The organism is Candidatus Planktophila sp. (assembly GCA_030681675.1).
Taxonomy (GTDB): domain Bacteria; phylum Actinomycetota; class Actinomycetes; order Nanopelagicales; family Nanopelagicaceae; genus Planktophila.
Map to the genome: position 1 here is coordinate 243,519 of JAUXRP010000015.1, position 14,047 is coordinate 257,565.

Genomic DNA, 14,047 nt, shown 5'->3' on the forward strand with positions numbered 1-14,047 from the left:
GTTACTCTACCTGTGTGACTAAGCAATCGGCACTTCTGAGCGCAGATACCAGTTCGTTGCTTCTTGAAGTGCGAGATGGCGCATTAGTTATTGCCCATTGGGGTCACTCTCTCATTGGCAATATATCCGATATCGGAGTTGCCCAGAAGCATTCAATTGCCAATAGCTCGTGGGATCAATCGCCGAATTCAGGGATTATGCGTGAGAGCGCACGCGGATTCCTAGGTCGGCCAACACTCAGTGGTCATCGAAGCGGGAGCGCATGGTCAACCAAGTTTGAGGTCACGGATTTCCACCATATTGACAATCATTGCTCAGTAACCTTTCGCGATTTTTTCGCTGAACTTGAAGTTATTATTATCTTCGATTTAGATATATTCGGTGTTTTGACCCAAAGTGCGACAGTAAAAAATATCGGTGAAAACGATTACTGCCTTAATGAATATATTCATTGGCTTCCATTGCCGCAAGAGGCAGATCAAAGTTTAGATTTTGCTGGTCGATGGTCAAATGAACGTCAACCCCAACGTCGCGATATCTCTATTGGCACGTGGATACGCGAATCGCGAGAAGGTAGAAGCGGTCACAATTTTTCAATTGCCGAAATCGCCTTAACTAAGCAAACTAACTTCAACAATGGCTCAGCTTGGGCAACAAGCATTGCTTGGAGTGGGAATTCTCAATACTTAATCGAACGCGGATTCGATGGGCAGCAATCTATTGGTGCCGGCGAACTTTTGCTGCCCGGCGAAGTTGTTTTAGCGTCTGGACAAACATATAAAGCACCGTCCATAGTTTCAGTATTTTCAGATGCTGGCCTGGATGGAATTAGTGCCGCTTTCCACTCGCACATTCGTGCTCGGACTATGCACCCTAAACGTCCTCGCCCACTCACTCTCAATATGTGGGAAGCCCTCTATTTTAATCATGAAGAGAAGGCTATAAGAGAGTTAGTTGATGTGGCCGCTCAAATCGGAGTTGAACGTGTTGTTTTAGATGATGGGTGGTTTCATTCTCGACGTAACGATCGAGCCGGTTTAGGCGATTGGGTTATTGATTCGCAAGTTTGGCCCAACGGATTAAACCCGATAATTGAATACATAAACTCGAAGGGAGTTGAATTTGGTTTGTGGTTTGAAGGTGAAATGGTCAATCAAGACTCTGATTTGTATCGTGCTCACCCGGATTGGATTTTGCATGAAGGCGATCGCATTCCACCTTTATGGCGCCACCAACTTGTTTTAGATTTAGCTCATGAGGGTGCTTATAACCATGTACTAGAACAAACATCGCAGATTTTAAAAAATCATAATATCGAATATATTAAATGGGATCACAATCGAGTTTTAGTTGATGCTGGGCACGTAGGTCATGCTGGTGTGCGAACTCAAACTCAAGCAATTTACCGCTTATTTGCTGAGTTAAAATCGCGCCATCCAGGATTAGAAATAGAGTCTTGTGCATCCGGAGGAGCACGCATTGATTTAGGTGTTATAGATTTAGTTGATCGCTTTTGGACAAGTGATAATAATGATGCGCTCGAACGTCAAACAATTCAACGATGGACTGCTCAGGTTATTCCCCCTGAAATGCTAGGAACACATATTGGTCCCACACATGGCCATCAAACTGGTCGAACTCTCGAATTATCAATGCGGGCGACGACTGCACTTTTTGGCCATGCTGGAATTGAATGGAACATTACTGAGGCCACGGATGAAGAACTCCAACATCTAGCGACGTGGGCGACCTATTACAAAACTAAACGAGGACTCTTACATAGTGGTCGAATGGTTCGTGTCGATTATCCAGATGTCCACGGTAATTTGTATGGTGTAATCGCACGCGATCAATCCCAAGGGATTTTTGCATTTGTTCAGTTAACGCCAACGGTTGCCATTCACCCTTCGCCATTGAAATTTCCCGGATTAAATCAGAGCGCTACATATTCAATCAAGGCGGTTTATCCGGCAGGAAAGCCTCGCTTTATGCTCATCTCTCCGCCGCTTTGGATGGAGGGTATAAAACTTTCAGGATCTGCATTGGCACACATTGGCGTCAGTGCACCTATTCTTGCTCCGGCAAATGCATTTCTCATAGAGATTACAGAGATTTAATCGCTCCAATTAAGCGTGCGTTCGACGGCTTTTTTCCACTGAGAATAACCAATTTCACGCGTTTCAAAAGTGCTAGTTGGAGACCAACGACGAGATTCTTGCCATTGTCGGCGAACTTCATCCTTTGATTCCCAAAAACCTACTGCTAAACCAGCGGCATATGCAGCTCCAAGCGCAGTTGTCTCTGAAATTAATGGTTTAGAAATCTCTACGCCCATAATATCGGCCTGCATCTGCATGCAGAGAGAGTTTGCTGTTATTCCACCGTCTACTCGCATCGTACTCATAGGCGTGCCACTGTCGGCAACCATCGCATCCATGACATCACGAGTCTGATAACAGATGGCCTCGAGAGCAGCACGTGCAAGGTGTGCCCTTGTTGCCGCACGTGTGAGACCCACAATGACTCCGCGAGCATCGCTGCGCCAGTACGGAGCAAATAATCCTGAGAAAGCGGGGACGAAATAAACCCCTGCAGTGTCGGCAACGGAGGAGGCTAAAGTCTCAGTCTCTGCTGCATTAGATATAACGCCTAATTGATCTCTAAGCCACTGGATGGCAGATCCGGTAACTGCAACCGATCCTTCAAGAGCATAACGTGCCGGCTCATCGCCAAATTTAAAACAAACCGTGGTTAATAATCCATTTTTGGATCGCACAACTTCAGTACCAGTATTGAGCAATGCAAAGTTGCCTGTGCCATAGGTAGTCTTTGATTCACCGCGCTCGAAACAAACTTGGCCAACCATTGCCGCCTGCTGATCACCTAAAATTCCAGCGATTGGGATTGCTGTACCAAAGGCTCCGTGGGGATCGGTGAACCCATACGTCTCCGATGAAGATTTAATAACTGGTAGTGACTTTCGTGTAACGCCAAAAATTGAAAGTAGCTCATCATCCCAGTCCAGAGTTTCAAGGTTCATGAGCAAAGTACGGCTTGCATTCGTGACATCAGTAGCGTGAACACCACCGTGCACTCCTCCGGTTAAGTTCCAGAGTAGCCAGGAATCTATAGTTCCAAAGCGAGCGCTGGCACCGCGAGCTTCCGGAACATTTTCTAACAGCCAGTTCATTTTACTTCCAGCAAAATATGGCGCAATAGTTAAGCCCGTCTTGAAAACGATGAGTTTTCGCTCACCCTCACTCAGGGACTCTAAAAAATTAGTAGTTCGTGTGTCCTGCCACACGATGGCATTGGATAAGGGCCGCCCAGTGTCGGCATCCCAAACGACCGTTGTTTCACGCTGATTTGTGATTCCTATCGCCACTAAATCCGAGCCCAAAACATCGGCCTGTCTCAATGCGGCAGATATTACTTCCTGGGTACGCTCCCAAATTTCGGCGGCATTATGCTCGACCCAGCCGGCTTGGGGAAGAATTTGACGATGCTCCACTTGGTGCTGTCCGACAACTTTTCCAGAATGGTCAAAGATCATAAATCGTGTACTACTTGTGCCTTGATCCAAACTGCCGATGTATCTCACAATAAGGCAAACCCGTCTCTATTCGGTTAGGCTTAACTCTACAAAGGCTGCAATGGAGATGCAACGCATATGTTTTTATTTGATTTAAACCCAATACAACGCGAAAACGCCATCGCTGCATTAGGCAGCGAGAGATTTGATGTTTTGGTAATCGGCGGGGGAGTAAATGGCGTTGGTGCTGCTCTAGATGCCGCCTCTCGAGGATTGAAAGTTGCATTAATCGAGTCCCAAGATATTGCCGCAGGAACATCCAGCCGCTCGAGTAAATTAATTCATGGTGGCCTTCGCTATCTCGAGCAGTATGACTTCAAATTAGTTCGAGAGGCGCTACATGAGCGAGAACTTCTCGTCTCGACACTCTGCCCACATTTAGTAAAACCCGTTGGCTTTCTTTTTCCGCTCACCGAAAAGTTTAAAGAACGCACCTACGTTGGGGCAGGATTAGCGCTATACGACGCGCTCCGTGGATTTGCACGCACTTTGCCATGGCACAAACACTTGAGCCAGAAACAGATTAATGAGATCGCACCTTCGTTACGGCCAGATATTATTTTGGGAGCAATAAAATACTTTGATGCACAAGTAGATGATGCCCGCCACACACTCAGTGTTGCTCGCACTGCAGCGCGCCATGGAGCAATTATTGCAACTCGCATGAGCGCCGAATCACTCATTCGAGAAGGAAAGCAGATTATTGGCGTAAATGCTAAGGATCTAGTGAGTGGGAAAAGCATTGCAATTAAAGCAACAGTGACGGTTATGTGCGCTGGAATTTGGAGCGACTCGCTTCACGAAAAATTTGATTTAAAAGCTGGATATAACGTCACAATGAGCAAAGGTGTCCATATCGTTTTACCTGGTTCGGCGATTAAATCCGACGCCGGTATTATTCTTAAAACCCCAGTTTCAGTTCTCTTCATTATTCCTTGGGGTGATAAATGGATTGTTGGAACAACCGACACTCCGTATACAGGAGATCGCGCTGAGCCTTTCGCTAATCGTGAAGATGTCCAATACATCGTGGATCAAGCCAATCGCGTTCTTACTCCACAAATTAAATTTGACGAGATAATTGGAGTTTATGCTGGACTTCGACCGTTAGTAGCAAATAACAAGGGTTCTGTTACCACTAAACTCTCGCGTGAACATACGGTAGATAGACCTGCACCAGGCTTCGTCAGTATTGCTGGAGGAAAATACACCACATATCGCATTATGAGTAAGGATGTAATTGACCTTGCAGCAATTGAGCTTCGCAAACTGATCCCAGAGTCGGTTACAGATAAACTTCCACTCGTTGGCGCTGATGGTTACTTTGCTTTAGTGCAACAAGTTGATCGCCTTGCTGAAGAAAGCGGTTTATTGGCTGAATCGATTATTCATCTTCTCAACCGTTATGGTTCAATGATTAGCGAAGTTTTAGAGTTAATTAGGGGAAATCCAGCCTTAGGCAAGAGACTCTCACCCGAATTGCCTTATATAAGAGCTGAGATTTACTACGCAGCTAGCCACGAGGGAGCTCAAAGTATTGACGATGTGATTTCTCGTCGTACTCGTATCGCCTTCGAAGCCCACAATCATGGATTAAACCTTGCCGAGGCTATCTCTGAAATAATTGCTCCGGTTTTGGGTTGGTCTACAAAAGAGCGCAAGAGTTCAGTTGCAGCCTACGAATCACTCGTTGAGCGCGAGCTAACTGCGATGGATGAAATCTTAAAAGTTAACGAAAAAGTTAATTCTTAATCTGGTTTCTGCATCCATCAACTGAAGGCTTAGGAGTTGGTTTCACAGTTGGAGTTGGAGTAATTGTCGGTATCGCTCCTTGTTCAAGAGTGAAAGTTACTGGTAGCCAACTTTGTGCATGTGTTTTAGATACATCATTAAAGAGAATATTTCCTACATATGTGCCTGCAGCCAGACCCTTAACCGAGAGTGTCCAAAGCCCGCTAGTGGCACGCACAAGGTTTTGTTTTGGTCTCTCAAGGGGTGCAATCAGTGGATCAAAGACTAACTTTACGCCTCCTGTCACAACTGGAGTTAAATCTGGGCGCACAACGCTGACATTGAAGCTCACCGGTTTATTAGTGGTTGTAGCCGACTGTCCTAATAGAGTTATGAAAGTTGGCTCATACATGGGCATTAAATCAACTTGCGTTGGCGTCCAACTACCTTGAATGAGATCCAAGAATGCCTGCGCAGTACCTCTAAATACATTTAGATCAAGACGTGACCCGGGTACTCCATATTTAGGTGCAATGCCACATGATGAGTACTGCCACATGGTCCACTGCGAATCACAGTTTGCACTTGTCCATGAATGTACGTAACAACCATTGGATTTAAGTCCCGGTTGGTTCACGGGATTTGCTGGATCAATTGCATAGTGGGCTAACCACAATGGATACTGTGCGAGTTCAACACTTCGAATCATGGAACCCTCAAGGAAATTGGCGTATGAGTACATGATTGGGGTTTTTCCAGTCTTCTCTTTAAGAAGAGCTAGAAAGGTAGTCGCCCAGAGAGTTACGGCGCTACGTGAGGCGTATTTTTGGCAAGCCCCAGTAGAAGATAGTCGAACACACTTATTTTCAAGATCTAAGGCGTACGGTAAATCGCGCTCGGTATATCCGCCGATAGATGCTAAACGCCAGATAACCTTTTGCGCTTGTGCGGTGGCATCTCGAATAATCGCATCGGCATCTTCAACATCGGGCAGAGTTGTGTAGTGATAAAAACCTGTGTAAATTCCGGCAGCTTGCGCAGCGCTATGGTCCATCACCAAATACTTTAAAGCAAGGGCATCGGCTTCATCTCGCGTATCTGAGGCCTTAATCATGACAAATCGAATACCAGCGCTATACATCTTCTCGAAGTCAATAGCTTTGTCTTCAGGATGTTGCCAACGGCTAATATCTGCGCCATGAATACGCCCACCAGGACCAAACTGACCAATCACAAGTGCGGGGTCACTCTCTGAAAATACGTCCATCTGTTTAATAATGATGGTGCGCATCGGTGAGTAGATACTATTTCCGCGCGCAATCGCACTGGCTCGGTAAGATACTTTTGATTCAAGTGCAGTTGCAAGTGCCACAATCTTCCAAGTTCCAGCTTTGGTGGTCTTAGTACTAAATCGAGTGTTCTCCCACACTCCAGTATTTTTTATTTGAATCGTTACTGCAGTGCCCGCTCTTGCAGGTTTTATAGTTCCATAAAAAGTTAAAAGCGCCTCACTAGTCGATGGTGTTTGTCGCACCGTAAGTGAGAGTTGAGCCGTTGACGCCTGTGTGCTTGGAATCCCAATAGTTACTATGCCAAGGGCGATCGCAGTTATAGCTGCTCGAATTTTCATTTCTCTATAATTGTAACGTCAAGAGAATAAAGAGAATGTATGGTGAGGGATAGTAATTGCTGTGCTCTAATTCTTGCCTCAGAGTACTCGTGGGCCCCACCTAGTTTTCGACTATCAGAAAAGTCCAGAGTGAGAATCTTTCCATCAAAATCGGCTAGCCGAGCATCGAAAAAAGCCAGCCAGGCAACACGATCTTGAAGCAAAAGCGCATCGAGAACCTCGTTCCAACGCCCTCGCATCTCTTCTAGCTCCATAGTGGGCGACCTTACCCGCCATTTCTGTGAGCCTTCGGTGTTAGTGGTGAGGCGCGCCCAACCACTTGTAATACTCATTAACTAACTGAACACGCATGTTTTTATTGTGATCTTGCTGAATATTGAACTCCTGAGCCACACGGGAGATGATCTGCTCAACCGATTTGTCACTGACATATCTAACTCGACCAATGTGGGCATTTGTTAAACCATCGGCCACCAATCGAAGCGTTTGAACTTGCACATCAGTGAGTTGTGCGAGCAAGCCGTGCAGAGAGTTTTCTTTTATGGAAACACTTCCATTTATCCAAGAAACTTCATGGCTTTCATCGGCCGAAACCTTGGAGTCGGCAATTGCTGCACATAAAACTAAGAGATCCGTGGCCGATTTCTTGAGGATTACCTTTGTGCCGACAGGTATATCAATGTGGCGATCACCTAGAAGGCGAACATCTGAGCAACTCTCTAAAATAACAATCCCCACTTTGGGTTTTGATTTACGAATATTCACGGCAATTTGAATTGCAGAGATTCCGGCGATATGCATATCTAACAGAACTACATCGGGCTGGAGCCTATTGAGGAGATTGAGTGCCACGCTTTCACTTCTTGCTTCACCGATGATATCCATCTCGTGCAATCTGAGAGCAGGAACTAAGGTAGAAAGTTCGAACCCATCATCAATAACAACAAGCACGCGCTCATTCATTTAAACAGGGTAACAAGAAAGAAAACTCTTACCTCGACTTAGAGATGCTAATTAAGTATTTGAGAGATGGCACCAGATATCTCTTTCACAATCATTTCTGCCGAAATAGGGCCACCCCTAGATGCATTCATCGCCGATTGTGCATGTATGAGCGCACCCGTTGCAGCAACTTCGGCTAAACGATTTGTATCATTTAGTATTTCAATTGTGTTTGTTGCGACCAAAGCTCCAATAATGCCAGCGAGCACATCACCAGTTCCGGCGGTTGCTAACCATGGAGTAGCAACGGGAAGTTCGATACAAATTTGATCGTTAGCTACAAAAGTTATTGCTCCTTTTAAGAGAACCGTTACCCCTAAAGTTTTTGCAGCTCCCTGTACCCACTTCTTGGGATCACCCTCAATTGCCTCCAATGACACAGGGACACCGCGCGCTGTTAGTAAGGCCGAAAGTTCGGCGCTATGCGGAGTAATTAGCGTTGGTTGTTCCAATGATCCTGCCAAAAAGAGTGCTCCAGCATCAAGAACAGTAGGAACTGATTGAGATTTTGCAAGTGTGAACCAACGATGGCGAAGCCAGGTAGACACATCTGAATATTTTTTAGACGGTATCCCGGAGCCAATTAACCATGCTGCAACTTTGCCGGGTTGTACAACCACCGATGGAGTTGCATGTAGGACGAGATGTGCCAGACCAGATGAGCTATGAAATCGAACCATGCCAACTCCGCTTGCAGCAGCGGCCGACGTTGATAGTACCGCCGCACCTGGATACTGAGCTGAGCCAGTAATAACTCCAAGAGTTCCACGTGAATACTTATGATCTAAATCCGTCGGAATAACAATGCAACGCTTTGCATCACGCGCACTCCATTTTTTGTTTACTAGTAACTTTTGGTTCATGCTCAACTATCCCACAAATTGACTATTGAGAGATAGCCCTTCGAAAATCAATAAAAATCCATTGATATTGAGCGCAAAAGTAGCAGGCGACCTAAATCACTAATTTTTCTCAATGTCTCTTTTTACCCAAGAGTATATTGGGCCATGACGGAGAGGAAATAAATGAAAAAATTACTCGTCTTAGGTGCAGGCGCCGCTGGCACGATGGTCGTGAATAAACTTAGAAAAAAGCTTCCTAATGATGCATGGGAAATAACAGTAGTCGATCAAGAGACTGAACATATTTATCAGCCAGGGTTATTGTTAATGCCCTTTGGAACGTATGAACCTGAGCAGTTAATTAAAAAACGCCAAAGTTTCTTTCCTAAGGGTGTTAACTTTATTCAAGCCGAGATTGAAAAAGTTGATCCAACACTCAATAAAACCTTCTTGAAAGATGGACGTGAAATTGGGTATGACTACTTAGTAATTGCATCTGGTACGACTCCACGCCCGGATCAGACTCTTGGCATGAGTGATCCTGCCATTTGGTATAAGAGCGTTTTTGATTTCTATACATTGGCAGGCTCAACTGCGCTGCGTGACGCACTTAAGAATTTTAACGGTGGCCGCTTAGTTGTTCATATCACTGAGATGCCGATTAAGTGTCCAGTTGCTCCGCTAGAATTTACATTCCTCGCCAATGCATACTTTGAAAAGCGCGGAATCCGCGACAAGGTTGAGATTGTTTTTGTGACTCCTCTAGAAGGTGCATTCACGAAACCCGTTGCTTCTAAGCAGCTTGGGATGATGCTCAATGATCGTAAAATATCATTGGAGTCAGATTTTGTAATCGAGCATATTGATGTTGAAGCCAAGACGATGGTCTCAATGGATGAACGCGAGATTGCCTTTGATTTACTCGTAACTGTTCCGCTTAATATGGGTGCTGATTTTATTGAACGCTCTGGATTGGGCGATGAACTCAACTATGTTCCAGTTAATAAGCGTAATTTCCTTTCAGATGCATATCCCAATATCTTTGTTTTAGGTGATGCCTCCAATATTCCCGCATCTAAAGCTGGATCGGTAGCGCACTTTGCTGTCGACTTATTCTCAGAAAACTTTGTTGACTATGTCAATGGCCGCCCGATGAATCATAACTTCGATGGCCATGCCAACTGCTTTATAGAATCGGGAAACGGTAAAGGCTTATTAATTGACTTTAATTACGAGGTGGAACCCTTAACTGGAAAATTCCCAATCCCAGTGATTGGTCCATTAGCATTGCTGAAGGAGAGTCGCCTCAATCACATCGGGAAGTTAGCCTTCCGATGGATCTATTGGAACATTTTGCTCAAAGGTCGTTATCTACCAATTCCGGCACTGATGTCAATGGCTGGAAAAGTCCAAGTAACCAAAAATGAAAAGGAGAGATTAAATGCCAACAATTGAAATTGCAGGCAAGCAAGTCACCGTCAACGATGAGGGTTTCATGACCGTCTATGACGAATGGAACGATGAAATTGCAAAAGTACTTGCTGCACAAGTAGAAATCGAATTAACTCCCCGCCATTGGGAGGTCATCCATTTTCTGCGAGATGACTTTAAAAAAGAGGGTGAATCATCCACATCTCGCCATACCCAAACTGTCGGTGGTTTTCCGATTAAAGAACAGTTTGAATTATTTCCAAAGAAACCTGCCAAGAAAATGTCTTACATAGCTGGACTTCCAAAGCCTAAGGGCTGCGTCTAAAGGAGAATGAAATGACTACACCTGCAATTGTTCCAAATTTTGGCGGGGAAGAAACTGACCGCAAATTAGCAATTATCTGTTCAAAGGGAAATCTTGATATGGCATACCCAGGTTTGATTTTGGGCAATGCCGCCTTAGGCGAAGGTATTGAAACACATATCTTCTTTACTTTCTGGGGCTTTGACATGATTATTAAATCCCGTATGAACGATCTGCAATTCTCACCCGCTGGTAACACTGCAATGCATTTGCCAGGCACCAATCTACATATCCCTCAAGCTGTTATGCCGGCACCAGGTATGACTGCGATGGCAACCAAGATGTTGAAAAAACAGTTAGAAGATTTACATATCCCCGATGTCCCCGATTTCTTAGATCAAATTGTGGCATCCGGAGGGCATTTGTGGGCATGCCGTTTATCTGCCGATATGAACAAAGTGAGTGAACTTGATTTGCGCGATGACGTCGAAGGCATTATTAGTGCCTCAGATTTCATAGAGATATCAGCGAACGCTCAACTACTCTTTATTTAAGGCACAAACTACGCTCAGATTTGCTGTGTTGTAAATCACATTTCTGGATATTATGATTTCCCCATGCAACCGGGGGCCGTTAAAAGCACAATAAAGATAATTCTCGCTGCTCTCGTGAAGGGCTTTGTTGTAGGTGTAGTCGCCCGGGCATGGATGAGATGGATTTCAACAGATCCTGAGTTCTCATGGAGTGGATCGATTTTTATAGTAATGGCTTTTATGATTTTTATGGTCAATCAATCTTTGGTGAGATTACTTCGTCAACGGTTTAAGGGCAGGCGTAGCGTGCTCCTCATTCGCACAAGTGGTGTTATTTTCTCACTACCCATCTTTACTGCCGCTGGCGGAATGATGTTTCCCGCTGTGGCATTGGCATCAGTGGCTACATGGAACACTGCACTTGGCAAACGCACAAGGGGAGTACTACTCCTACTAGCTCTAGTTATTCCGGTAATAATTTCAAGAGATATAATCTCCGATTTCGGATGGAGTTTTGCCACAATAGGCCGAATCCTACTTTTTGTATCTATTTATTCCGTCGTTATCTCCTCAACTAAACCTACTTTGTCACCATATCGAAATGAAGCATCAGAAGTGGTGAAATTGAGCAAACGCAAGAAGATTCTCTTAGTCGTGGCGATACTAGCAATCGGCGGGATTTTCTTTATCTTTACGGTTGGCCTATCTGGAAGTTAAGGCTAACTCTCATTGTTTTGAAAGTTTCGAAATTTTTAAACTTTACGAGTAACATGTAAATATGAAGCGCCGCATGGCTATTCTGCTAGTACTTTTGTTTGTGATTGACTCTGTTGCAACCTCGGCGGTGGCAAAACCAATCCCCGGAGCGGTATGTCTTAAAGCTGGAGCAACTTCAAAATCAGCCGGAGTGATTTATACCTGCATAAAATCTGGAAAGAAACTCATGTGGAGTAAGGGTAAAAAAATTGTAAAGCCGACTCCGTCACTTTCAAGTGAACCGAACCCTCAGCCGAATCAAACACGAACAACAGTAGTTTTTCCTCCTGAGAGTTCAGCTTCGGCAATCACGCAACCACCTATAAGTATGGTGGGCATTAACGATCAACATGCACAGTTTAGTGGCGGCATGGATCCTAACTACGTAACTTTAGGACCAAAGACTGGTACACATCCCGAGATGGGTACCTACGATTCAAAAAACGGGGTCAATATTGAGATCGGATATGGGCTTCCTATTTTGGCACCAATTGATGCACGCTTTATAGGTTTCAATAATCGTAATGCCGATTACCGAGCCGCCGATGCTTTAGGTCCATTACGTCAACCATTTGATGATCTTGCTTTGTGCTTTGAGTCTACCCATCCCGACTGGCCGGGATTAATATTCTGTTTCTACCATCTGAAGAATTCACCACTTCTACTGGGAATTGATAAGTCTCCATTGTGCTCAAATGCAAAGGAGTGGCCAGGTCCTTTACGCGCGCAAGGGTGGCAATTTTTCACAAATAATGACGATAACAAGATTGGCGATGCAGTCTCGGCTAGTTGCCAAGCACTGTTAGGTCGCACGGTAAAACGTGGCGAAGTCATTGCTTATTCGGGGAGAGTGGACACCCATTCGCAGGCGCCGATTACTATGAAAGTTCCACATAATAGTATCAATCCAACAATAAAAAACGGAGACAAGAATCTACATTGGGTTCAGGGGGATGTCTTCTTCTATTGGAAGTGCTTTTCAAAAGATGCAGTATTTGAAAAAGGAGTTCTTGCCTATCCTTGGGAGTGTGGCGGATACCAAGCACCAAGTGAGCAACGAGCGATTAGCTACAAGTACTCGAAACCATAATTCATTGAAGTATCATTGCTTTTCGTTTTTATCCTAGTGATAATTCTGCTCCTCCTCATATTTTTAATTGGAAAAACAGCATCTAGGGGATTGTATTTCTCTTGAAAGTGAGGAAAATATGAATGTGAATCAATTACAGGTAATGCGCTTAGGTCACGGTTTCATTGCAGCCTTGGATCAAAGTGGCGGGAGTACTCCTAAGGCGTTAAAACTTTATGGTATTGAGGAGAGTTCCTACTCAAACGAAGCGGAAATGTTTGACCTCGTTCATGCGATGCGCTCCCGAATTATCAAAAGCCCAGTTTTTACCAGTGATCGAATTCTTGGTGTCATTCTCTTTGAAATGACCATGAATAGAGAAATCGATGGAATGGGGGCTGCCGAATTCCTATGGAATCGGAAAGGAATCGTTCCCTTTCTCAAAATTGATAGTGGACTTCTTGAAGTGGTGAATGGCGTTCAGTTAATGAAACCAATCCCACAATTAAGTCAAAGGCTCAAACATGCTAAATCCCATCAGGTCTTTGGGACGAAGATGCGCTCAGTAATCAAATTGGCACATAGGCAAGGTATTGAATCCTGCTTAAAACAACAGTTTGAAATTGCTGCCGAGGTTCTTGATGAATATCTAATACCAATCATCGAGCCAGAGGTAGATATCTGGAGCCCGGAAAAAGCTGAAGCAGAAACCATTCTTAAGGATTCTTTGATATCTGAACTAGATTCACTTACTGGGGAACAAAGTGTGATGCTTAAGTTAACGCTTCCTAGCATAAATGGCTTTTACTCGGATTTGGTATCGCACCCACGCGTTCTAAGAGTCGTAGCCCTTTCTGGAGGGTATTCGCGCTTGAAAGCAAACGAGCTATTAGCCCACAATCATGGCCTGGTGGCCAGTTTTTCTCGGGCTTTGACTGAGGGTTTAAACATTCACCAAAGTGAAAGTGAATTCGACTCAGTTCTCGATGAATCTATTCAAAGCATATTTGACGCCTCAACAATTAAAGTTAATGCATGATTTCTCTAGGTTCTGCGGAAGGTGAGTAGACAATAGGGGAGTTTCTTTTTCATGCAGACTGCAATGCAAGAAGTGGCACTCGTTCATTTATACTTTCGCAATCAGCATTTCATATGAC

General features: G+C 44.6%; 13 protein-coding genes. 8 read left to right on the forward strand and 5 right to left on the reverse strand.

What is annotated here, in order from left to right:
- Nucleotides 1–14: 14 nt before the first annotated feature.
- A complete protein-coding gene (locus Q8K48_04775) occupies nt 15–2,117 on the forward strand; it encodes an alpha-galactosidase (protein MDP1851712.1) in 2,103 nt (700 codons plus the stop codon).
- Here Q8K48_04775 and glpK read toward each other — a convergent pair.
- Nucleotides 2,114–3,601 (reverse strand): glycerol kinase GlpK, encoded by a 1,488-nt coding sequence (gene glpK / locus Q8K48_04780; protein MDP1851713.1) that lies wholly within the window; start codon nt 3,599–3,601, stop codon nt 2,114–2,116. The two genes, Q8K48_04775 and glpK, sit on opposite strands and share 4 nt — an antisense overlap.
- 69 nt (nt 3,602–3,670) lie before the next feature.
- Between glpK and Q8K48_04785 the strand changes: the two genes are divergently transcribed.
- Nucleotides 3,671–5,344, forward strand: coding sequence for a glycerol-3-phosphate dehydrogenase/oxidase (locus tag Q8K48_04785; GenBank protein MDP1851714.1), 1,674 nt, complete (start codon nt 3,671–3,673; stop codon nt 5,342–5,344).
- Here Q8K48_04785 and Q8K48_04790 read toward each other — a convergent pair.
- From Q8K48_04790 to Q8K48_04805, 4 genes are read right to left on the reverse strand one after another with little or no spacing between them, the layout of a single operon-like run.
- Entirely contained in the window at nt 5,334–6,953 is a 1,620-nt protein-coding gene (locus tag Q8K48_04790) for a glycoside hydrolase family 25 protein (protein ID MDP1851715.1), read from the reverse strand. The two genes, Q8K48_04785 and Q8K48_04790, sit on opposite strands and share 11 nt — an antisense overlap.
- Complete coding sequence (locus Q8K48_04795; GenBank protein ID MDP1851716.1) at nt 6,950–7,207, reverse strand: hypothetical protein; 258 nt, start codon at nt 7,205–7,207, stop codon at nt 6,950–6,952. The genes Q8K48_04790 and Q8K48_04795 overlap by 4 nt, the downstream gene beginning before the upstream one ends.
- A gap of 40 nt (nt 7,208–7,247) precedes the next feature.
- Nucleotides 7,248–7,916, reverse strand: a complete 669-nt coding sequence (locus Q8K48_04800) for a response regulator (GenBank protein ID MDP1851717.1) — start codon at nt 7,914–7,916, stop codon at nt 7,248–7,250.
- A gap of 47 nt (nt 7,917–7,963) precedes the next feature.
- Nucleotides 7,964–8,818: an ADP/ATP-dependent (S)-NAD(P)H-hydrate dehydratase gene (locus tag Q8K48_04805; protein ID MDP1851718.1), complete on the reverse strand. Its 855-nt coding sequence runs from the start codon at nt 8,816–8,818 to the stop codon at nt 7,964–7,966.
- Nucleotides 8,819–8,980: 162 nt separating this feature from the next.
- Between Q8K48_04805 and Q8K48_04810 the strand changes: the two genes are divergently transcribed.
- The 6 genes from Q8K48_04810 to Q8K48_04835 all read left to right on the forward strand — a co-directional run bounded on the left by Q8K48_04810 (nt 8,981) and on the right by Q8K48_04835 (nt 13,929).
- A complete protein-coding gene (locus Q8K48_04810) occupies nt 8,981–10,252 on the forward strand; it encodes an FAD/NAD(P)-binding oxidoreductase (GenBank protein MDP1851719.1) in 1,272 nt (423 codons plus the stop codon).
- Complete coding sequence (locus Q8K48_04815) at nt 10,239–10,553, forward strand: TusE/DsrC/DsvC family sulfur relay protein (protein MDP1851720.1); 315 nt, start codon at nt 10,239–10,241, stop codon at nt 10,551–10,553. The genes Q8K48_04810 and Q8K48_04815 overlap by 14 nt, the downstream gene beginning before the upstream one ends.
- Nucleotides 10,554–10,564: 11 nt before the next feature.
- Nucleotides 10,565–11,086 (forward strand): DsrE/DsrF/DrsH-like family protein, encoded by a 522-nt coding sequence (locus Q8K48_04820; GenBank protein MDP1851721.1) that lies wholly within the window; start codon nt 10,565–10,567, stop codon nt 11,084–11,086.
- A gap of 63 nt (nt 11,087–11,149) precedes the next feature.
- Nucleotides 11,150–11,782: a hypothetical protein gene (locus tag Q8K48_04825; protein ID MDP1851722.1), complete on the forward strand. Its 633-nt coding sequence runs from the start codon at nt 11,150–11,152 to the stop codon at nt 11,780–11,782.
- Between the two features lie 61 nt (nt 11,783–11,843).
- Nucleotides 11,844–12,911, forward strand: a complete 1,068-nt coding sequence (locus Q8K48_04830) for a hypothetical protein (GenBank protein MDP1851723.1) — start codon at nt 11,844–11,846, stop codon at nt 12,909–12,911.
- 124 nt (nt 12,912–13,035) lie between these two features.
- The gene (locus tag Q8K48_04835) at nt 13,036–13,929 is read left to right on the forward strand and encodes a fructose bisphosphate aldolase (protein ID MDP1851724.1); all 894 of its coding nucleotides are present in this window, start codon (nt 13,036–13,038) and stop codon (nt 13,927–13,929) included.
- The last annotated feature ends 118 nt before the right edge of the window (nt 13,930–14,047 follow it).